20 protein-coding genes and 1 tRNA gene are annotated in these 22,157 nt (G+C 36.2%); 6 read left to right on the top strand and 15 right to left on the bottom strand.

What is annotated here, in order from left to right:
• Positions 1 to 55: 55 nt before the first annotated feature.
• Both LJC66_RS12315 and LJC66_RS12310 read right to left on the bottom strand, forming a co-directional pair.
• Positions 56 to 2,506 (bottom strand): FtsX-like permease family protein, encoded by a 2,451-nt coding sequence (locus tag LJC66_RS12315; protein WP_230932653.1) that lies wholly within the window; start codon positions 2,504 to 2,506, stop codon positions 56 to 58.
• 26 nt (positions 2,507 to 2,532) lie between these two features.
• Positions 2,533 to 3,300 (bottom strand): ABC transporter ATP-binding protein, encoded by a 768-nt coding sequence (locus LJC66_RS12310; RefSeq protein WP_230932652.1) that lies wholly within the window; start codon positions 3,298 to 3,300, stop codon positions 2,533 to 2,535.
• Positions 3,301 to 3,667: 367 nt separating this feature from the next.
• On the opposite strand from LJC66_RS12310, the gene LJC66_RS12305 reads away from it, so the two are divergent.
• Together LJC66_RS12305 and LJC66_RS12300 are read left to right on the top strand one after the other, a co-directional pair.
• The gene (locus LJC66_RS12305; protein ID WP_230932651.1) at positions 3,668 to 4,081 is read left to right on the top strand and encodes a thiol-disulfide oxidoreductase DCC family protein; all 414 of its coding nucleotides are present in this window, start codon (positions 3,668 to 3,670) and stop codon (positions 4,079 to 4,081) included.
• A 21-nt stretch (positions 4,082 to 4,102) separates the two neighbouring features.
• Positions 4,103 to 4,588, top strand: coding sequence for a hypothetical protein (locus LJC66_RS12300; RefSeq protein ID WP_230932650.1), 486 nt, complete (start codon positions 4,103 to 4,105; stop codon positions 4,586 to 4,588).
• 268 nt (positions 4,589 to 4,856) lie between these two features.
• Here the strand turns inward: LJC66_RS12300 and LJC66_RS12295 are convergent, their stop codons facing one another.
• Entirely contained in the window at positions 4,857 to 5,417 is a 561-nt protein-coding gene (locus LJC66_RS12295) for a nitroreductase family protein (protein ID WP_230932649.1), read from the bottom strand.
• Positions 5,418 to 5,649: 232 nt separating this feature from the next.
• Positions 5,650 to 6,942, bottom strand: coding sequence for a Glu/Leu/Phe/Val family dehydrogenase (locus LJC66_RS12290; protein WP_195693823.1), 1,293 nt, complete (start codon positions 6,940 to 6,942; stop codon positions 5,650 to 5,652).
• A 199-nt stretch (positions 6,943 to 7,141) separates the two neighbouring features.
• Here LJC66_RS12290 and LJC66_RS12285 point away from each other — a divergent pair, with 199 nt between their 5' ends.
• The gene (locus LJC66_RS12285) at positions 7,142 to 7,297 is read left to right on the top strand and encodes a hypothetical protein (RefSeq protein ID WP_195693825.1); all 156 of its coding nucleotides are present in this window, start codon (positions 7,142 to 7,144) and stop codon (positions 7,295 to 7,297) included.
• 9 nt (positions 7,298 to 7,306) lie between these two features.
• Here the strand turns inward: LJC66_RS12285 and LJC66_RS12280 are convergent, their stop codons facing one another.
• The 5 genes from LJC66_RS12280 to pdxR form a co-directional block, all read right to left on the bottom strand.
• The gene (locus tag LJC66_RS12280) at positions 7,307 to 9,241 is read right to left on the bottom strand and encodes an alkyl/aryl-sulfatase (RefSeq protein WP_230932648.1); all 1,935 of its coding nucleotides are present in this window, start codon (positions 9,239 to 9,241) and stop codon (positions 7,307 to 7,309) included.
• Between the two features lie 358 nt (positions 9,242 to 9,599).
• On the bottom strand, positions 9,600 to 10,799 hold the full coding sequence (locus LJC66_RS12275) for a phospholipase D-like domain-containing protein (RefSeq protein WP_230932647.1): 1,200 nt from the start codon (positions 10,797 to 10,799) through the stop codon (positions 9,600 to 9,602).
• A gap of 141 nt (positions 10,800 to 10,940) precedes the next feature.
• Positions 10,941 to 11,786: a DUF2971 domain-containing protein gene (locus LJC66_RS12270; protein WP_230932646.1), complete on the bottom strand. Its 846-nt coding sequence runs from the start codon at positions 11,784 to 11,786 to the stop codon at positions 10,941 to 10,943.
• Positions 11,787 to 11,924: 138 nt separating this feature from the next.
• Positions 11,925 to 12,557, bottom strand: a complete 633-nt coding sequence (locus LJC66_RS12265; protein WP_195693833.1) for a hypothetical protein — start codon at positions 12,555 to 12,557, stop codon at positions 11,925 to 11,927.
• A 508-nt stretch (positions 12,558 to 13,065) separates the two neighbouring features.
• Positions 13,066 to 14,502, bottom strand: coding sequence for a MocR-like pyridoxine biosynthesis transcription factor PdxR (gene pdxR, locus LJC66_RS12260; protein WP_050690104.1), 1,437 nt, complete (start codon positions 14,500 to 14,502; stop codon positions 13,066 to 13,068).
• Positions 14,503 to 14,638: 136 nt separating this feature from the next.
• Here pdxR and LJC66_RS12255 point away from each other — a divergent pair, with 136 nt between their 5' ends.
• On the top strand, positions 14,639 to 15,538 hold the full coding sequence (locus LJC66_RS12255; protein ID WP_028408470.1) for a DMT family transporter: 900 nt from the start codon (positions 14,639 to 14,641) through the stop codon (positions 15,536 to 15,538).
• A gap of 157 nt (positions 15,539 to 15,695) precedes the next feature.
• Here LJC66_RS12255 and LJC66_RS12250 read toward each other — a convergent pair whose 3' ends face one another.
• Both LJC66_RS12250 and LJC66_RS12245 read right to left on the bottom strand, forming a co-directional pair.
• Entirely contained in the window at positions 15,696 to 15,926 is a 231-nt protein-coding gene (locus LJC66_RS12250; RefSeq protein ID WP_230932645.1) for a hypothetical protein, read from the bottom strand.
• A gap of 181 nt (positions 15,927 to 16,107) precedes the next feature.
• Positions 16,108 to 17,409: a GH25 family lysozyme gene (locus LJC66_RS12245; RefSeq protein ID WP_230932644.1), complete on the bottom strand. Its 1,302-nt coding sequence runs from the start codon at positions 17,407 to 17,409 to the stop codon at positions 16,108 to 16,110.
• A gap of 224 nt (positions 17,410 to 17,633) precedes the next feature.
• Between LJC66_RS12245 and LJC66_RS12240 the strand changes: the two genes are divergently transcribed.
• On the top strand, positions 17,634 to 18,182 hold the full coding sequence (locus LJC66_RS12240; protein ID WP_195693838.1) for an HD domain-containing protein: 549 nt from the start codon (positions 17,634 to 17,636) through the stop codon (positions 18,180 to 18,182).
• Between the two features lie 106 nt (positions 18,183 to 18,288).
• Positions 18,289 to 18,360: transfer RNA gene (locus LJC66_RS12235), tRNA-Ala, on the top strand.
• A gap of 117 nt (positions 18,361 to 18,477) precedes the next feature.
• On the opposite strand, the gene LJC66_RS12230 is transcribed toward LJC66_RS12235, so the two are convergent.
• From LJC66_RS12230 to LJC66_RS12215, 4 genes are all read right to left on the bottom strand, one after another.
• The gene (locus LJC66_RS12230) at positions 18,478 to 18,627 is read right to left on the bottom strand and encodes a hypothetical protein (RefSeq protein WP_016764191.1); all 150 of its coding nucleotides are present in this window, start codon (positions 18,625 to 18,627) and stop codon (positions 18,478 to 18,480) included.
• A gap of 781 nt (positions 18,628 to 19,408) precedes the next feature.
• A complete protein-coding gene (locus LJC66_RS12225; protein ID WP_195693840.1) occupies positions 19,409 to 19,951 on the bottom strand; it encodes a DUF6143 family protein in 543 nt (180 codons plus the stop codon).
• Positions 19,952 to 20,219: 268 nt separating this feature from the next.
• Positions 20,220 to 20,681: a hypothetical protein gene (locus LJC66_RS12220; RefSeq protein ID WP_230932643.1), complete on the bottom strand. Its 462-nt coding sequence runs from the start codon at positions 20,679 to 20,681 to the stop codon at positions 20,220 to 20,222.
• A 124-nt stretch (positions 20,682 to 20,805) separates the two neighbouring features.
• Positions 20,806 to 22,005: a phosphoglycerate dehydrogenase gene (locus LJC66_RS12215; protein WP_013057119.1), complete on the bottom strand. Its 1,200-nt coding sequence runs from the start codon at positions 22,003 to 22,005 to the stop codon at positions 20,806 to 20,808.
• Between the last annotated feature and the right edge of the window lie 152 nt (positions 22,006 to 22,157).

The raw sequence follows: 22,157 nt of genomic DNA, 5'->3' as shown, positions 1-22,157 counted from the left end.
AAAAAAACAACTTAGTTACTAAGAGAATATCTTAGCCGCTAAGTTGTTTTTTTGTTTATTTATTATCATTGGTAAGCTCAATTGAAAGTTCCTGAGACAAAATTTTGTTACCAACAAACCAAAATATAAGCGTACTGCCTGCCAACATTAAAAGCGATACAGTAATTATTACTTTATAATCTATTACAAACTCGCCAGGATCAACTAAAAGAAGTATAAAGGTCGTTAGTAAGCCCATTATTATACCAATAATTAATCCAATCCCAATATATAGGTTCACTTGTGACAGTATAACTTTACGAAGACCTTTTGGTGTCACGCCCATTGCACGTAAAACAGCAAATTCTTTCCGTTTAGAGTATATGTTATTTGCTAAAGAGTTAAATACACCAACCATCGTAGATGCAACTAATGTAACTATGACTAAAATAAATATCCCCCAGCGCTGATAAAACATTTTGTTTGCTTCTTTTACCGATTGTTCATAGTTGCTGATTTTAATTTCTGGATACTGACTCTTTAATTCCTCAAGTTCATTAACTGTATTTTTTATATGTTCGGAATCCACATAAAGGGTATAGAAAATAACATCCAGCAATTTTTGGTTATTCCAGTCTACATATGCATCTGCGTTATTTAACAGTTGCTTTTCTATGGCAATGACTTTAAAGGTTCCTTTAGACTCGACAATTTGTGTCTCGTTAGAAAACTCTCCCACTGGAACTGTCTGCCCTACTTTTAAATGGCTCTGCTGTGCAAATCTTTCAGATAATATTAAGCCATTACTAGGAGTTTTACTGTTTAAGTGAGCCATCAATCCTTGTGCTTGTAGTCTTTTGAGATCAACTACTGCATAATTCATATCTACTTTCTTTCCTTCGGTTTGTAATTCTGCCAACCCTAGGGTGCTAAAGTTACTAACGGACTTTACACCTAATAGTTCCTCTACTGTTTTAGTGAATTCCATAGAATTTATTTTGGAATTATCAATTCGAGTTTCAATTAGAATAGGAGTGGCAAAATCTTTTTTCAACTGTTCCAGTTGGCTTATTTGAATTGTACGTAATGTAACAGATCCAAATACGGCAATTATCATTAAGCTGCTTATCATTAAAATAATAGCAGTGTTCTTTCTGACTTGAGGAATAAGGTTTTTCACAGAAATATAAAACTCTTGTCCGAATAACCTTTGCCCATAAGGTAAGAACCATTCTAAGATTTTTGGTAACCAGATAGGAAAAACCAACACAAAGGCTAGCAATACTAAAACCACTGATATTAAAAGCATAGCAGACCCATACGTCCCCCTTGTGGGCAACACTTGGCTACCAATAATTAAGAATACAGCAATTCCGACTAAAACTTTTGAGAGAGTAACCCTTACTTTTGAATAACTATAATTAAGTTTTTCGTTTTCCTCCATGGTTTTAAGCGGTAATACCTTTGTACTACGGTAAGCTGGAACAAATAAAAAGAGCTGAATAACAATAAAAGCTAAAATAGAAATACTTATAGCGGCACCCACATTAAATTCCGAAGGTGTGGTTGGAATATTAAATAGCTTTTCTACCCAACTATACAGGGTTCTCTGACTTAAAAAGTTTAGTATAAAACCCAAAGATATACCGGTAATGTTAATCACAGTGCTTTGTATCATAATAATTTTACTAATTTGTTTAGTACTTGCACCTAATGAACGCATAATTGCGAATTGATTTCGCATTTTATAAAGCAATAGTTCGAAATTTGAAATGATAATAAGAGAAGTAACAATTAACACTAATACAGACAATACAACAATAAATAGATGTAATGATTGCAAATTACTTTTTACCCCATAATCTTGCTCAGCAATATCAATGCGTAAGTCTTTATCATAAGATTTTATTTGATTAGCTAAAGTCAGAGTATTTACATTCTTCTTTGCTTTAATTAATAAATAAGTAGCTTCGGCTTTACGATTATCCTTTGCTTGGATATAGCTCTTTACAACCTTTTGGTTAAGTATTAGCATATCTGGGGCAGAACCCGTAGCAGTTAAGTCATCTACTGTCTCTACCAAAGTGTATTTTTTGTTTTCAATAAGGATCTTATCGCCAATTTTTGCGTGTAGAACTTTTGCTAATCCTTTGTTCATTACAACAGACTCTTCATTTAAATCCTCAGTAAAATGGTATCGGCTTTTGGGTAGATAATTATTTTCTGCACCTACTGTATAGATAGCGGTGTCCATCTTGTTTACGTTTAAGTGAGCAATAGAAACTTTAGATACTTTATTAACTTTTTTGTTTTGAACAATTTCGTTCACTAATTTTGGTGTAAGGACGTTGCTTTGGTCCATATTAAATCCTACTGATAAATCCATTTCCCCATACGCCTGTTTCATCTGATTCTTAAGCGTATCCTGAGCATTAAATGAAAATAACACCATACTAAGTACAAGTGTTGCAGAGATAGCTATGCTTAAGATAGATGAAAAGACAATAAACTTATTAGCTTTAAACAAACGTAAAGCTACTCCTTTTATGGTCCTCATAGCGTTTGTTTCTCCGGCTTTGTAATAAGTTTAAATTTCTCCAATATGTAATCTAAATCATTATTTCCGTTACAGTTATACGTATCAACAATGCTACCATCGTGAAAGAATAAAACTCGATCTGCATAAGTGGCTACGTTAGGGTCGTGAGTAACGAGTAATATACTTTGGTTAAGCTGCTTCTTCGTAGACACCAGTGTATTTAATATATCTTCCGAAGTATTAAAATCTAGATTACCTGTTGGTTCATCCGCCAATATGATAGGTGGTTCAGTTATAATCGCTCTTCCTATAGCTACCCGCTGCTGTTGTCCACCTGACAGTTGTACAGGACGGTGTTTTTTCCAAGCTGTTAAGCCCAAGAGCTCAACAATGCTATTTACTTTTGAATCAATTGCATCCGATGTAAGTCCTTTTAAAACTAGCGGCAGAGCTATGTTTTCTTCTACAGATAAATCTTTTAATAAGTGGAATGATTGAAAGATAAATCCAATATTATCTTGTCTGTACGCTGAAGCTTGAGGTTCTTCGAACATATCTTTTGAAAGCATTCCTTTTAATTTAATCGTTCCACTAGTTGGCTCATCGAGTGCTCCTAAAATGTTCAGCAGCGTACTTTTTCCTGAACCACTCGTTCCCATAACAGCAACCATTTCACCTACCCCTAACTGAAAGGATATATCATTTAGTGCAGTGACTTCATAGCCCTCTCCTTTATAAACTTTAGTTAAATTTTCCACCTCTAAAATATGTTTATTTTTCACGTCTTCACCTCGAAGTAAGTTTCTTTTTTGTAGTAACAAAGATGGTTAACTCTTTTATCGCATCTACCTTTGTAAATTTCTCCTATATCTAGTACGTTTCAAAACAGGAATAGTTTTACATTTTGTGAAAAAAAGGAAAAATTTTTAGTTATTTATAAGAAACACAAAAAAGTAGAAGTTTATTAGATAAGCTGCTACATTCAAATTCAAACAAAAACAGTGTTGTATTTGACTCTGTTTTCTTGCTTAAATTCACTTGAACTCACATAAAATATTTCCACTTTTACCCTTATGTCTTGTAGTCCAACACGTAAACAATTATACTTATTTTAGTAAATATTCATAAAAAAGGAAGTGGAGAAACGTTATGCCGCCAAATCCATCACACCATCCTATTATTCTATTTGATGGTGTTTGCAATCTTTGCAACGGATGGGTACAGTTTGTTATCAAACGAGATCCGCGTGCTCTATTTCGTTTTGCGTCGCTTCAATCTGATAATGCGGGAATCTTGCTGCGTAAGCATAACTACGAGGACCCACCGCTTCAGTCGGCCATTCTTCTTATGAACGGGAATCTTTACACAGAGTCTACGGCTATCCTACATATTGTCCGCCAGCTTCGAGGCCCCATTCAACTAATGGCGTGTTTCCAAGTGGTTCCCGCGTTCATTCGAAACCTGCTCTATCGTTTCATTGCACGTAATCGGTATAAGTGGTTTGGAAAACAAACGTCATGTATGTTGCCAACCCCTGAAACTAAAATGCGATTTTTGGACTAAGCATACAAATGGAGGAAAACAATGCGTTTATCAACAAAAGAGAAATTTCGTTTAAGTATTCTTGCGACCCTAAGGTGGACCATGGCCATTACGTTTCTTATTTATGGAATGACCAAAATCTACCCAGGACAATTTATAACAGGCGATTTTGTGTTCGATTCAACAAAAGATTCTGCGATGAAACTGGCGTGGTATTTCTTTGGGTATTCCGATTTCTACAACTATTTTATTGCCGCTGGCGAATTATTAGCTGCATTGCTATTGGTGATTCCGCGTACCGCAACACTAGGGAACATTATTTTTCTCCCCATTATTGCCAACATCACCGTCCTTAACTATTGTTTCAACATTCCTGCCAAAGTGGTGTGTGTTCCGCTGCTTGCAATGAGCTTGCTATTAGTATTGATGGAATATTCAAAGTTAAAAGGCATCTTCTTTGTCAATACCGCTACCCCAATGCAGAAAGTAGACGTTCACTCATCCGAAAGGAAGGTGACCGTTAAATGATCGTCTTTCTTTTGCCGCCCATTATCTTCGGTTTGGCGTGTACTTATTATTTTGGTCTTCGCAAAGAAGACTGAACACAGACAATTCCTATTTTGCTTTGAATAGTAGTTTACGGAAACCAGAGAAGTTCTCCATAAGATACTAAAAAAACTGCTGCAGGTAAGCTAATAAAAGCGCAACTTAATGCCACTCTCAAAAACAATAAAAAAGGCAGCAGCTCAACTTATGAGCTGCTGCCTTTTATTTATAGAAACATAGGAATAACCTTTTAACGATACCAAATCGTTTTATCTTGACATGGAATACGTTTTGATAAAGCTTCTTTATTAGGATGTCCGACGTAAATTAAGCCTAAGAGCTTATCGTCTTCTTCTAGAGATAAAAAGTCATTCAGTTCTGTCTGATAGACAATTTCACCTGTTCTCCAAATTGTAGCCAAACCTTGTTCTTCCGCTACTAATAGCATATTTTGTATGCTTGCCGCTACGGCAGAGATTTCTTCAATTTCAGGCACTTTTCCTGAAGGACTTACTGCTACAGCAATAATGACAGGAGCACGAAGCGGGCCTTTTTTAGCTTTTGTTGTTTTTTTCAACGCTTCTTCTTCACTTAAGTGAGCAGTTTTTTGCTTCATAATACGTTCCATTTCGTCTCCTAAACGAACGCGTGAATCCCCTGTAAACACTCGAAACTTCCAAGGCTCTGTCTTTTTATGGTTAGGAGCCCAAGTGCCTGCTTCTAACATAAGATTGATAGCATCTTCTGATACATCTTTGTCTTGCATAGCTCCAATCGTTCTTCTGGCTTTAATAATATCTAATACGCTCATGCTTTTCGTCTCCTTTTTTACATTCAATTTATTATAGTTATGTATTTGTCTTGAATATAGAATAATTGAAAATCATTCTCACTGTCAAATGTTTTGATTAGCAATTAGGTAACGATGAATATGCCAGTTTTTTAAGCATGTTTGTTTTTTTAGCAGTTTTTCTTTTAATTATTTGGCAGTTCCGGCAAATAAAAAACGATTTGGAACATGTAATCCAAATCGTTTTTTTATCTTATACCCAGCCGCGGAAACGAGAAGCTTCAGCTGATTTTTTGATTCCTGCCATGTAAGCAGCGAGTCTCATGTCTACGTCATTTTCTTGAGCGATTTGATAGATCGTTTCAAATGAATCCACCATTACCTTGCGTAATTTGTAAGCTACTTCCTCTTCAGACCAGTAGTAGCCTTGATTATTTTGCACCCATTCGAAGTATGAAACCGTTACGCCTCCAGCACTTGCTAAAATATCTGGCACTAAAAGCACGCCTTTTTCATCTAAAATGCGCGTGGCTTCAAGCGTAGTCGGTCCGTTCGCCGCTTCGACTACAATAGAGGCTTTAATGTGATGAGCGTTACGAACCGTAATTTGATTCGAAATGGCTGCGGGTACTAAAATATCACATTCTTTTTCTAATAGTTCTTCGTTTGTTATCACATTTGCAAATAAATTCGTTACGGTACCAAAACTGTCGCGTCGATCAAGGAGGTAATCAATATCAAGACCAAGCGGATCATAAAGAGCTCCGTACGCGTCTGAAATGCCAATCACTTTTGCACCTGCATCGTGCATGAACTTAGCAAGAAAACTGCCGGCGTTTCCGAAGCCTTGAATAATAATCCGCGCTTCTTGCAAGTTAAGGTTTTTCTTTTTAACGGCTTCTTCAATACAAATGGTTACGCCTTTAGCCGTTGCAGTTTCACGTCCTTGAGACCCTCCGAGTACAATAGGTTTTCCAGTAATAAAACCAGGAGAATCGAATTCACGCAGTCGGCTATATTCATCCATCATCCACGCCATAATTTGAGAGTTTGTATAGACATCCGGTGCAGGAATATCTTTAGTAGGTCCAACTATTTGACTGATAGCTCTTACATAGCCGCGGCTTAGTCGCTCTAGTTCACCAAACGACATATTTCTTGGATCACATACAATTCCGCCTTTACCGCCGCCATACGGAAGGTCGACAATTCCGCATTTCAAACTCATCCAAATAGATAATGCCTTCACTTCTTCTTCATTCACTTCAGGATGAAAACGCACGCCTCCTTTAGTCGGTCCGACAGCATCATTATGCTGAGAGCGGTAGCCCGTAAATACTTTTACCGCTCCATTATCCATTTTAACTGGAATACGAACCGTCATCATGCGCAGCGGTTCTTTCAGCAAATGATACATTTCTTCACCATACCCTAGTTTTTGAAGCGCTTCTTGAATAACGGTTTGAGTAGATAAAAATAAATTAAGTGATTCCTGTTCTTGCTGCTGTTCTTTTTTTAATTCACTAGCTGTTTTTGTAATGGACATTCTGTTCACCCCATATTAATCATTGAATTTTCTCAACGATTTAACATGCAATTCCTGTGCCAATTTCTGCTGCTTTACAACGGTTCTTATATTATACATAATCCGCATTAGCAAGCCTGATATTCCCTGCATAGGCTGATATTAGTATATACTTAAAGAAATAAGACAAACTATTTATACTGCAAAGGAGGAAAGTGCTATGTTACATGAAAGAAAAGAACAAGAGCGAAGCAATCACTATATAGAATGCTGTTCCATCTGCGGAGAAAGGCTAACATCTTTTCAAGAAAAAGAAATTTTCACATGCGACAGCTGCTTTGAACAAAAAGTCAACGATGTGCTTTCTGAGCTGTAATCAGGTACTCTATTTTCTAGAAACAGGTGTCACAATATTAAAGTTTGGATCGATAGAATCCTGACAAGACAAAAAGAAATCCCATTTTGATTTATCTCCTTGAACAAATATGACCGAGCTATAAGAGTGATCATTTGTAGTTGTTAGCCGATATAAGGTATCTTGCCACATCGTTACCGTCACCTCAGCTTTCTTTCGCGTATCTCCGAGGTACCTAAAGATTCCATGCTTAAGTTCTGTGAGAGCTACTTCATTGCGATCGGGTATCACAAACAATATACGATAGTTACATGCGCCTGCCTTTAATCCATCTACGCGAATGCTAAATAGTTCTAAAATATTTTTCAAAGGAAGTGTATCCCATACTTCTTTTGTAATAATGTTGACTGGCAGCGGTATATTACCTAAACGAAGTTCTTTGGCTCCTGTTAAATATTCATTTCGCCAAGGACCAGATTCAGCTATATACCCTAATTGTTCAAGCGCGTCTGCGCATAAAAGTTTTGCCTTCACATGGTGAGGATCAGCGTAAATTACTTGTTTGGTCACTTCAGCTACCCATTGATAGTCGCCTTGCTGAAAACAACGCTGTGCTTTTTTGACAATGTTGTCCGATCCGCCCATATACTCTACATATTTCTTAGCTGACTCTTCAGGAAACAGTTTATTTAAATCTACAGGATTGCTGTTATACCAGCCCATATAGCGCTGATAAACCGCTTTTGCGTTATGGTTAACCGTTCCATAAAAGCCGTTTGTATACCACTCGTGAGATAGAGTTTCCGGAAGCTTCATCATTCGGCCGACGTGGTCGATGGTATAACCTTGATTCATCAGCCTTAATGTTTGGTCATGAATATATTGATAAACATCTCGTTGATTTTCGATATAGGTAATACACGACTCGTTTCCGAACCTTGGCCAATTATGTACCCCAAATACAGTTGTTAGCTCTTGGCCAAATAAATCGATTGCTTGCTGCAAGTATCTTGCCCATGCTGCTGCGTCTCTTACTTTTGCTCCTCTGAGCGTATAGAGGTTGTGCTGAGTGACCGTACAGTTTTCTGCAATACACAGAGACTTTTCACTAGGAATATAGATGTTCATTTCAGCAGGCGCTTCTGTTCCTGGCGTAAGCTGAAACTGAAATGAGACGCCGTCAATTTTCTTACTTACATAAGAATGATGTTCGGAAGAACGAATTTCTTCTATTCCTTTAATAAGCGTGATTGTTCCAAATGAAATTTCTTTTCCGATACCGTTGTCAATTAGGCCTTTTTCATCGCGTCGCAGTTGAATACCGTACATGTATTGACTTCTTCGTGTCATTGCTGTGGCTGCCGTGACGTTTTCATCAATAACCGCATCCATAAACCCAGCAGGAGCATAAACTTTACTAGTTTTATTTTGTATTGAATCAGGTAATACTCCTAAAACTCCACCGTAATGGTCTATATGTGAATGTGAGAAGATAACGACTCTAACAGGACGCTTCCCGCAGTGCTGGTTTACTAGTTTAAGTGCTTCTTCTGCTGTTTCTCTTGACGTCAAGCAATCAATAACAATCCATCCCGTTTTTCCTTTAACAAATGTAATATTAGCCATATCAAAGCCTCTTACTTGAAAGATATTTTCAGTTACCTGATATAAGCCGGCTTGTACATTTAATTTTCCTTGTTCCCACAGTTTAGGGTGGACAGTAGCAGGTGTAGATTGTTCAAATAAAAAAGCGTACTTTCTTAAATCCCATACAGGATACAGCTGATTTTTTTTGAAAATCAGAGGAAAAGGTACGCGTACAAGAGCTTGGTAATCCGCAAGATTTTGTTCTAATTTCACTTGTTCCCAGTCTATGTTTTTATAAGTCTCAGCATTAGTCGCTGCAGTCTTTTGAGTAGCATCTTTTCGGTGAATCGTTAACTCTCGTTCATAATCAAACAGCATAACCCCCTCCTTTTTATTACTTTATGCGTAAAAATAAGACGAAGTACAAAAAGGGAGGGAAAATAGAGTCAACAAAAAAAAGAAGATGCGCTTAGTACGCATCTTCTTTTTTATACTGAATGTTATGTTTGAATAGTCGAGTGTTCTGTCTAAATTAGACAGCCTAGCACTTAGTATAACGATTGTTTACCAATGTGCCTTTTGTAATCAAAACAAATCTTCCTTCTAAGGTGCTCAATACGTTTCTTGAAGTCGCTGTAAAACAATGCATGTGTGTACAGTCTCTCCTTTCTTGTATTGGCCTTACATAGAATATATACCCGGAAAAAAATAAACAAAACACGATTTGGTTATTTTTTCAAAAATAATAATAAATCCACTCTGGGGTGTTTTTTAGAGAACGTTCCCATTTAGGTAATTCATCTATTACTCTTTTGGTTAATCTACGGCTATTTGTTTTATCTTCATTAATTTCTCGTTCTACGTGCGTAATCATCTCGCGATCATAAATGATACAGCTCGCTTCATCATTTAAATAAAAACTTCGGGGATCCCAGTTGGCTGTGCTAATATTGGCGATTGTATGATCAATGATCATTACTTTTCCGTGAAAAAACCCTTTTTTATATAAGAAAATTTGAATACCTTTGTTTAATAGTTTCTCTGTTTTAGGGTAACTAGGCGGTTTAGTGAACCACGCATCGGTATTGTCTGGAAGTATAATATCGATTGAAACACCTTTTTCTTTTGCTGAAATAAGTGCATTCATTAAACGTTCACTTGGAATAAAATAAGGGGTAGCAATGGTAAGCTTTACTTTGGCACGGTTGATTAGATCAATCATCTTTTGCTCAAGTTCTTCTCCAGTTGAAAACAGCAGCTGATAGTTTGCTCCGTTAGAGCGAGCGATAGGAACTCGCTGAGGAGAAATATGTTTTCCCGTGTCTTCTTCCCAATCTTTCAAAAATTGCTTTTCAATTTCAAAAACACCTTCTCCTTTGATTCGTAAGTGGTAATCACGCCAATAGCCCAATTTTTTATGCTTCCCTAAGTATTCTTCTCCTATATTAAAACCTCCCAGATAAGCTTCTTGGCCATCTACTACGACAAACTTTCGGTGATTTCGATGATTAATACTATAGAAAAAGTGCTGCCTGCTTGCTTTTCGACTAAATGTAAACTCAACTCCGCTTTTCTTAAGATCATCTATGAGTATTCGGGAGAGATCGTTTCCTCCAAAACGATCTACAGAAAGTTTAACCTTTACCCCTTCACCTGCTTTCTCTTTCAATAGTTTAAACAGCTTCATGCTGATGTTGTCCGCTCGAATAATAAAAAATTGAATATACACGTATTTTTTTGCTTTTTTAATATCTTCAAATAAAGCAGGATATAAACTACTTCCTTCTGCATACAGTGCTAACTTACCTTGGTAAACAGGCGTTTCGATAAGCGGATGTACACGAACGTAAGCATTATATCCTTTTTTTACGTCCCATTGAAAAAACAAACACAAACAAAGCACGCATACTAAAATAAACAGCGTTTTTTTAATCATACTGTACTCCTGATTCATCTAATACGTATAGGCTTTGGAGGTTTGTTTTATTTTATATGAGGAAATGTATGGAAATATAGAGCCTGTAACACAAAAAGCTTAATCATTTTTTGATTAAGCTTTTGTGTACTTCGCTAGCATTTAGTAAATATAGTCCTTATACAAGTCGGACTGAATAACCTTTTTATAAGCGAGTCCGTGTTTCTTGGTAAGGGCTTTCACCTCATCCACACAGCTTTGAGCGCCTCTTGGGGATACGTAAATTTCATTGATAAGCTGATGTAAATTACATGTAAGGAGGTTACCATGCTCGTGAGAAAAATCATACGATCTTTTTTCAAGGATATCCATTCGTTTTTGCCATTGATTTGCGGAAATACCTTGAATTTCGAATAGCTTTTGCAGCTTCCAAGCGTGTATGCGACTTGCTACAATAACAAGCCTCAATTCATTTTCATGCTGATAGGATTTGCGCTTGTAAAATAACGTGTCATATACAGAATGACTGACCATTTCTTTTTGGAAGTCTATGTACTGCACTTTGCCAGAGAAGATTTTATAGCGTAAATCTTTAATACTGCACAATAAATTTTCATAGGTGGTTTTAATAGCTACGCCATCATTCCCCTTTAAATATAGATCCCACATTCCAGCGGCTTCGTAATCATTGATATGCCAGGATGAAACAGCAGAAAATTCATGGATTTTTCTTATATAGGTTCTAGAGGTACGGTTATGACGTTCGCCTTTTTTTCTTAGCTCTTCTATGTTCCACATTGAAGAGCATCCTTCAAGAGGGTCCGAAAATGCATCAGGTTTTGCGAAAAAAAGCGCATTGGTTTCCAGTAAATCTTGAAAATCAGACAGCGGCATAAATCGCCACACCGTCGGATTATTGTGCACCTTATAGCGTTCATCATAATCGTCATAGCTAGATTCGAATCTTTTGGCATATTCGTAAGCTTTCTCTCTATAAGCTAAATCCATTGGTTTTCCTCCTCTGAATGCATATTCATACTTGAATTATAGCACTTAATTGTTGTAATTTTCAAAATTATCCACCTGTATTAAGAGAGTTCTGTTATTAGAAAAGAAGACACGCCTCAACATCTGCAGCGTGTCTTCTTATTTAATGAAATGAATGTTTTGCTTAACACTTTCACTTTCTGGCTGATTTAATTCCAATAAATAAATTTTATCCGCTCGAAAATCAGTATTCTTCATTTCTTTTTTTAAGGTACGAATAAAGGCAGCTGAAGTTTTTCCGTAGGCTTCAAAATAATGAAACGTGTGTACAACAAATAGAATGGATGCCCCGCTGTAATCTTTTTTGCTCTTTTTTTGGATGTTTTCTAGCACTTTTTCTATATACTCTTCTACAGAACCTTCCGTCTGGATACGGGGTAGAGCAAAATTTCCTGAATTGACCCTCTGTGCATCTTCAAATTCCAGTTTTCCATCTTTGTAGGAAGTAATTTCAATTCGTTTTTCAGTACCATCCGGCTGAAGAATTAATCCGTCGTATCCTTGACTTCCAATAATAAGTTTTAATTTTGAATTCCTCGGACAGTAGGAAGATTGGCTGAAGCAATAAAGCGGATAAAACTCTTCAAAAAACTTTTTGAAACGCCCTTTTTTAAGTCGAGCTAATTTTATATATTCTCTGTTTTGATGAATCATTTTCTGCGTATGTTCAAAATACTGCTTCATTTCTTCTTGCGTCCTGTACACATCAAGATCTTTAAATAATTCATCCATCTTTTTCACCTTCAATCCCACCAACTAAAAAAGTCTTCTTACTTAGTAGATACATATTCATAAATGTGTGTGACAATTTTCTTTTTTTAAGATATAGCCTTTTTTAAAACAAAACGTGCACACTTTTCATTTTTTTGCATATCCTGTTATTCGTGCGTTCAATTATGAGCGTACGTTTCAGCCTTTAGTTGTAAAAGATGAACCGTAAAGTTACAGCTGATGGCGGATGATATGCGTCTGATTATTTCATAAACTATAACAAACAGGAAACTTAACAATAATTGAGGTGTTGGAAATGTTTGATAACGATTACGTAGTTAAAACCATTCACGATTTACATGTAAAACGTACAGAAAGCAAATTAAAAGTCTTCTTAACTTATTTTTATCATAAAAAATAACATGGATTTATAGACGGTAATATATAGTCAGTTGTTACTTGGAGTTTTTTATAGGAAGAAGAGTTTGATACAAGTAAAAAGGAATAGCGGATTATTCGCTATTCCTTTTTACTGTACTTGCAATTCTCGAATAAGTTCAGCAAGAATTTTAATGCTTTTATCGATATCTGGTAAAGAGGCATAGGCGTAAGAAAGCCGAAGATAACTGCCGGTTTCTTGTGCATAGATACTTCCGGAATTAAGCAATATCCCTCTTTTTAAAGCACGAGAGTATAAAGATTTCATTGAAATAGAAGGTTGAATATGCACCCATATAAAAAAGCCTCCTTCAGGATTCGTCCATGTTGCTACATCTCCTGCATATGTTTCTAATGCATTCAGCATAACTTTTCTTCTTGTTCGCAATTCGATTCGTACCGTTTCCATATGCTGTTGATATAAGCCATTTTTAAACCATTCTGCTGCTACTCTTTGAGACAATGAGCTAGATCCATAATCCGTTTGCATTTTAATATCCGCCAAACGCTCAATGACTGGTGCTGGGCCGACTATCCATCCGATACGTAATCCCGGGCTTAATGTTTTAGAAAGACTGCTAACATATAACACGTGTCCATTTTTATCTAAAGCCTTTAATGGCAACGGAGGCTGTTTATTTAACCATAATTCGCGGTATAAATCATCTTCAATAATAGGAAGCTGATGTTCCTCACATTCTTTCAGCAAATCGTAACGCCTTTTTTGTGACATTAATGTTCCCGTTGGGTTATGAAAACATGGATTTGTATATAAAATAGCTTGCCCTTCTTGAGGGTCGGCGCGTTTTATAGCTGTTACTTTTATTCCTTCCTCATCCATAGAAAGACCTTTGAGTTTCATTCCCGCTGATTGGAATACATGTAAGGAGTATAGATAAGAAGGTTTTTCTAGCAAAACCGAAGAGTTCTTTTGCAGCAGTCCAATTGAAATAAGCTGAAGAGCTTGAAGAGCGCCGGAAACAATTAAAATAGAATCTGGAGAAGATTCAATCCCCGTTGTTTTCATATACGCACTTAACTCTTTTCGTAAAGGAAAATACCCCTTTGGTTCTTCGTATCCCAGAACCTCCATGTTTTTTGCTACTTTTTCCATAGCGTATTTCATTTTATCTTTAGGGAATATGTCAGGTGAAAGCTCTCCTTTGCTTAATTGAATAAGGTTTGAGTTAAATTCGGATTCATTAATATCTTGTACCATTGCTTGACTCGGACGATGCATACCTGATTTCACATGAACATTCCAATCGGGCGGAGTCGTAGCCAAAAGTGTCCACGTATTATTTATAACGATTGTTCCCTTTCCCATCTTACCTTCAATTAAACCGTCCGCTGTTAATTCCTCTAATGCCGTGATGACCGTACTTCGGTTAACATCGAACATAGCAGCAAGCTTTCGCTGACTAGGAATTTTACTTCCAATCGGCCATTCTCCACGCGCAATTTTCTCTTTCATAAAATCAATGATTTGTTTGTATTTTGGATAACTTGAACTGTTTCCTTGATTCATACATTTACTCCTGTTTTTAAAGTGGTTGGGTTAATTGCTTTTAAACTGGTTGAAGACATTTTATCAAATGTTTATTAACATGGGAACCACAATAGATACTGGTTGGATTCAAAATGAAAAATGGAGATGAATAGGCATGAAATTAACGTTTAGTCTGGTGTTCTTACATATACTGATGATTAGCTTATGGGCTTCAGCATTTCCAGTTATTCAAATAGGGCTGGAATCGTTTTCTCCTCAGCACCTTGCTTTTGTTCGGTTAAGTATTGCTTCTTTAGTACTGTTAGTTATTGCAATAGCTACACGCATGCGCTTGCCTGATATAAAAGATATTCCACTTCTTTTAGCGCTCGGTTTTTTAGGTTTTACCGTATATCACACGGCATTAAACATTGGAGAAAAAACGGTGAGTGCGGGTATTGCGAGTTTACTGGTCTCGACTACTCCTATTTTTTCTTCGCTTTTAGCTATTTTTCTTTTTCAGGAGGAGTTTGGAAAAAGAAAATGGATTGGGTCTGCAGTAAGCTTTGCAGGTATTGCACTTTTAACCTTCAGCAAAGAGAACTTTGTACACTCAATTAATGGAATCTTACTGATTCTGCTAGCTGCCCTTGCAGAAAGCATCTATATAGTATGTCAAAAAAATTTATTAAAAAAGTATGGTTTTCTTTCTTTTGTGACGTACAGTATTTGGGGGGCTACAATTTCTATGCTTGTTTTTTTACCTGGGTTAGAAACAGAACTTGCACATATCTCTGTCAGATCAGCGATAAGCGTGACATATTTAGGATTATTTCCAACCGTTATTCCCTATATGGTACTCGCTTATCTGACATCGCGTATAGGTTCTGCTGAGGCTGCCATTTCTCTTTACTTAACTCCTGCGCTGTCCTTTTTCTTAGCGTGGCTGCTTTTAAAAGATATCCCGAGTGCAGCTTCCATTGTGGGAAGCATCATTACGTTATGCGGCGTGTTGCTTACACATAGTAAAAGAAAAGTAGTGGTAAAAGAGACAAAGTTCACAATGCAAAGATAATGTGTATGCTTTAAGGAATTGTCTTAGAGGCTATGTTTTTTATTTATATATTTTATTTAGAACATACTTTAATTTCTTCTTTTTGCAGTTTAATTAACAATTAATAAAAAAGCGCCTTTCTTTAATCTTGGTTTAAGATTTAAAGAAAGGCACTTTTTTATGTAGTTTCTAATTCCGCTTTTATTTTCCCAGCCACTGCGTGAGTCAGCTGCTGAAGATCGTAAATCTCTTCTCCTGAAAGTACTACATGTCCGTTTAAAATGTGGTTATGTTTATATGCTCGATACGTCACTTCGATACTTTTTATCGCACGCTCTACTTCATCATTTACCATAATACTTTCATAGTGATAGGATAGTGTTTCAATTCGAATCTGCGTATTTTTCATATTTATTCACCCTCCATGAGCCGTTGACTAAAAATATGACTGTTAGAGGTGAACTATACATAGAAACTTTTTTGTTATCACCTACTTTGTTATTTAGAACATATTTTAATTACTTAATTCATCTCTGCTATTCTTTTTTTACAAAATACCCAAATAAACCCCTGCTCTTCGGAGCGGGAGTTTATTGCTTGTAGTACCAGCCATTTTTATCTAAAAACTGTTTAACTTTTACAAAATCCAGCCCAGCTGCGGTAAGTTCAGCGGATGGATTACCTATTGCATGTACGTGTAATTCACTGTCGATTCCTTCATTTTTTAAGAAAGCACGAAACTCTGTTTCCATGTCTTTACTTAATCCGCCTGTTTTAATTGTAATTGGGATAGGTTCTACGTCTTTCATTTGCACAAATCCGCCTGGAACAGCCCATGCTGCATTCGTATAGCCATATACACTAAATACCGTGCCTTTTTTTATCGCTCTAAAATTCTCTGTTATATTCGCATATTTGTAGACTCCAATATCCTTCTTCGCTTTTACTTGAAAAGAATACTTTTCTCCGAGTGAAGTAACCTTTGGTAATGATTCTTCGACAGGATTGCTTACACCCTTGAGTAATTCCATCATTTTAGCTAATGTTTTCTCATCAGCTTTTCCAGTTGACGTTAATCCATACTTTTCTTGAAGAGCTTTAACAGCCGCAACAGTTTCACTGCCATATTGACCATCGGTCCCTTGCTGGGAAAGTTCAAATCCTAATTTAATTAAGTTTTGCTGCAGTTCTTTTACAGCTAGTCCGCTATCACCTTGCTGTAATTGTGCTGATGGCTTATTATTTTCCACCACCGTCACGCCTGTATTAATACTATTAAAGAAATCCAGATCCATTTCATTGATATCAACATTGCCTTTAATCCCGTTTACTTTTCCTTGATCTGTATATTGAAACATAGACCATCTATCCCAAATCGTCGTATCACCTGGGTTAGCAAATCCCTTAGAACGGTTACTTCCACTGTAACGAGCTATCCATAGCGGATATCTTGCTACAGCGCTTGTAAAATTGGATTTAATAAAACTATACCCCGTGTAAAGAATAGGCGTAATGCTTGTTTTCCTTTCAATATACTCCATCCATCTAACTGCAAAGGCTGTGACCTGGGCTTTTGTTTTCCCTTTATTTTCTTCCAAATCTAAGCAATGAGGCAAATCAATCTTCATGCTGCCTAATTTATTTAAAAAGAAATTAACTTCTGCAATGGGATCATTATCAGCATGAGCAAAGTGATAAAAGCCTACACGTAGACCTGCATTTTTTGCTCCTGTATAATTATCATACGATTTTTTATCTAAGAAGGTTGTACCTTCTGTTAATTTAATATATGCGCCTTTTACACCATCCGACGCCACTTTTGCCCAATCAATTGTTCCGTTGTGATGAGAAACATCAATGACCTTAATATTTTGATTATTACGGTTTTGCATTGCTATCACTCCTTCATACAAACTATGAACAAAAAAGGAAATGGCAACTGATACAGGCCTATTAAATAGATATTAGGCTTTATAAAAAACTACAGTAAGAAGGGATTTTGGTAGCCTTTCCTTATTAGAAGAAATGAATTTGTGCAATTTTATAAAGTGAGGAAAGCTATATTCGTTTATACTAATAATATGAAGATATACTGAATAAAAAGTGGAGGAATATGATGTCTTTAATAAAAGAAGCACGTAGATATGCAGAACACGCTCATAGCGGCCAAATGCGCAAGCTGTCCGATATACCTTATATTGTTCATCCTATTAACGTAGGTAATATTTTAGAAAAAGCAGGTTTTAGTGAAGAAGTAATTGCAGCAGCTTATCTGCATGATGCTGTAGAAGATACAAGTGTAACACTCGAAGAAATTATACAAAGATTTGGTTTAGAAGTAGCGGGTATTGTTGAAGCTCATACAGAAGACAAATCAAAAAGCTGGGAAGAACGTAAACAGCATACAATTCAAATCGTGAAAACTGGTTCTCTTGAAGTGAAATCTTTAATTGTAGCAGATAAATTAGACAATTTACGGTCTTTAAAAGAAAGCTACGATCAGCAAGGAGATACGATTTGGAATAGCTTTAAAAGAGGATTCGAAAAGCAGAAATGGTACTACGAATCCATCAGCAAATACGCTGCAAAAGGATTGGAACCAAACCAAATTCCAAGTTTTTTTTATACGTACAAACAAGAAGTAAATGATTTTTTTAGAAGTTAATATTCATATAAAGAAATTAGAAAACACTGAAAATAACTATTGCGAACGCGCGCCATACGTATTAAAATATAGTAGAGTCAACACGCAATAAAGGCTCTACATAATCGGGACTGTAGTTCAGTGGGAGAATACTTGTCTGGCAGACAAGGGGTCGTGGGTTCGAATCCCATCAGTTCCATAAAACCAGTCGTATCAAGAGTTTAAAACACTTTAAAACTCTGCAGGATGGAATGGTTGCAATACTATTTCATCTGACCTCTTCATGATTTCCATGAAGAGTTTTTTTATTTTCTTTTTACGATTGATCCTCATGATTTTTATGATTATTTTTTTCACTGCTCCTGCTGACAATTTCTCTAAGTTCGCCCTCGTCGCCTTTTGCATTGATGATTTCAAAAAGCTGATTCAGCCCTTCACTTGTTTCATCGTTTGGTTCTTTGCTCATTCTATCCCCTCCTTTTGCTTCTAGGATGCCCATTTTTTTCGCATTGTTTCATGTAAAAAGCAATTCATCAATATTAATCGGCCGTAAAAGTATACCTTTACGACCCTTGTACAATTACTGGTTATACAGATATACTCAATCAATTCTTTAAATTTTGCAGCGTTTTATAGGGTTTCTAATACTCATCTATAATGAAATAATCATCACAAACTTCGTTAAAATCGTTCTCTTCGTGGAGATCTACTTCTTTATCTTTAGATATCTCGGTTTCTGTTGTAAATGGTTTAAAAAGCTTGTTTAACATTGTTCCGCCTCATACTTTTTATTAATACATTCAGTATGATTAATTTATATGAAGCCAGTATGAATTGAAACTTAAGATAATGTGAATGTAGTCATTAACGTGAGATGTTAAGCAAGCTTATACCCTGGACAAAAAAGTTACTTAATTCTACAAAGAAGTGATTAGTATATCAGCTGTATGTGGCATTCGTTTTGCTATTGTACTAGGTAGCTTAATTTTATGTATTATCGCTTTAATCCCTTAGTTATCAACATCCTTAAATACCATTCAAATGGCTTGTGTAGTTGGAATTATCCTTTTGCTTGCTTTGTTTTTCTTTAGTTATATCCACAATTAAACGAAAAAACGCATGCTATAAAAAAAGAACTTTGTATGTTGCTGCAAAGTTCTTTTCATAAACACTTACTGTTTGTTAAGAACTGTATGAAATATTAAATAGCTCATACACTGCTTATACAATCGTTAAGGCCTATTCAGTTAACAGTCCTTCTTACGTTTTTTCTCGAACCATCCATATGCAATTTCAGCTTCAATTTCTTTGTTTCCCGGAGAAACTAAGAAAATAACGTATGAACCGTTGTTTGGAAAGATAAATTTGCCGTCTTCATCACTTACTAATGTACTTTTCGGCGGAACAACACGGTTAAATACGTTTACCCCTTTAGTAGGAAAGCCTTTTACCATTTCTGCAAATTTAATTTTCCCTTTTGGCTTTGAACGTATTGTAGTATTTGCTGGACTCACATTGTCTGAAGTTGTTCCTTTTCCAGGCGGGATAGAGTTAAACCAAATTTCAGCAGTAAAAGATTCGTTGGAATAGTTAGTAATAGTAAAAGCATTCACAAATAAATCTACTCCGGAGCCAGAAGGGTTAACTAACCCGCCCCAAGCATTTCTATTTCCACCAAAACGAATAGGCTCAGTTTGTCCAACAAAATAGTCTCCTTTTAAAGATTGATATAAAGGATTAGGTATATTAACAGCTTTAATATAAGGTTTGCTCGACTCGTAATTCGACATACAATCATCTCCTTTCTATACTATATTTTATGAGGTTTTTCTATAAATGCTTGGACACGTGCATAATATATTTAATCTTTATATAAACGCAAAAAGATAGACCCGGTACTGAGCCTATCTTTTTTGCTTTTATAAAATAAAATTTCCCCTTCATCTTTTCCTTACTAATGCCCTCGTTGACTGCTGGTGTATAAACGGATTGTTTTTTGACTTTATATTCCGATGCTTTTTTAATACGTCTACTATCACTTCTTAAAGTAGTAATCACCTATTCTTTTGTAGTCATAAAATGAAGAAGTCTTACCTTTTTTTCGCAATATTCAATAATCTCGTAACAAGTTGTGAGGATATCATGTCTAGACAGTTCTATTTCATCAAATACAAACTTTGAAAGCTGCTTCTGCAGAACCTCCAGCTTTTTACTGTCTTCTTCATCGATCCATAGTCCTTCCGTAATACACACATCTGCTAGTTTGTTAATAGATTGAGCCGTCCAGTTTAATCCGGCTGAAGAAACAGTTTTTGTAAGTAAATCGTTTTTTATAGCTAGAATAACTTGACACACATGGGTATAAGCATCAACTTTCTTTTGGATAAATGCTTTCCGAAGCTCTTGCTTGTATTGCTCTTTCGACATCACTACGGCTACGACAGACGTAATGAATGTTCCTGCCAGCGCGATGAGTGACCCTATCAAAATTCCTATCAGTTCTCCTGACAAAACGCTCACCTCTTTAAAGGTATTTCTATATGCTATGGGAATGAAGGAAATGATATGAAGATAAACACTATGTAAAAACAGCCCTAACTTTTCTAAGTTAGGGCTGCAACACTAAAATATGAGGGTAACCGAATTAGATAATACGACTTGTAATAATTCCTTCAATTTGACCAATTTTTTCTTCTAGCTCAGGCACAATCTCGTCACTTACTTGATTGTCAATATCGATCATTGTATACGCATATTCACCGCGGCTTCTGTTCACCATATCTGCGATGTTTAAATTGTAGTTTGAGAATACTTGCGTAAGTTGTCCTACCATATTCGGAACGTTGTGATGGAAAGCAGCTACGCGTTTTTTCCCAGTGTAAGGAAGAGATGCATTCGGGAAGTTCACTGAGTTTTTAACGTTTCCAGTTTCTAAGAAATTTTTCACTTGACGTGCTGCCATTACCGCACAGTTTTCTTCTGATTCTTGAGTTGATGCCCCTAAATGAGGAATTGGTACAACATTTTTCATGTTCAAGACATTTTGATTTGGGAAATCTGTAATGTATCGTCCAACTTTTCCACTTTCAAGAGCAGCTTTCATATCTTCTTCGTTTACAAGCTCACCGCGTGAGAAGTTCAAAATATGAACATCAGGTTTCATGATGCTAAACGTTTCTTTATTGAAAACACCTTTTGTGTCGTCCGTTAATGGAACGTGAACCGTAATATAGTCAGATGCTGCAAATAGTTCTTCTAGAGACATTGCACGCTGTACGTTGCGAGACAAATTCCAAGCTGTATTAACAGAAATGAATGGATCAAAACCAATTACGTCCATATCTAAATCAAGCGCGTCGTTTGCTACAAGAGCACCAATTGCACCTAAACCAATAACGCCTAATGTTTTACCTTTGATTTCTTTTCCAACAAACTGTTTTTTACCTGCTTCAACTAACTTAGGAATTTGATCACCTTGGCCGTCTAATCCTTTTGTCCATTCAACTCCAGCAAATAAGTTACGAGAAGAAGCCATAATTGTAGTTAAAACCATTTCTTTTACTGCGTTTGCATTAGCTCCTGGCGTATTAAATACAACGATACCTTGCTCCGTGCAAGCGTCCACCGGTATATTATTAACTCCTGCTCCAGCTCGTGCAATGGCTTTTAAATTTTGGTCAAATGCCATGCTGTGCATGTTAAAGCTACGCACGACAATCGCATCTGGATTTTCGCTGTCGTTGTCAATTTGATAACCTTCTTGATTAAAAACATTTAGACCTTTTTGTGCAATGTTGTTTAATGTTTTGATTGTTTGTACTTTTTCTAATGTTAATGTGCTCATTTTGTACTCTCCTCTGATTATCATCGTAATTTTACATGTTTTTACCTTTGGATAAAGGAACTTCATTTTTAATTTTTTTAAAAGTCTGGTTTTTTAGCCTACATGTCTGATAACTTCTATATCCTCTCCCCCTAAACAGAAAGAGGTAAGAG

The sequence above is a fragment of the Priestia sp. TSO9 genome, from assembly GCF_021029645.1.
Taxonomy (GTDB): Bacteria; Bacillota; Bacilli; order Bacillales; family Bacillaceae_H; genus Priestia; species Priestia megaterium_E.
The sequence above is the reverse complement of the archived record's forward strand: the minus strand, read 5'-3'. Positions and strand labels throughout refer to the sequence as shown.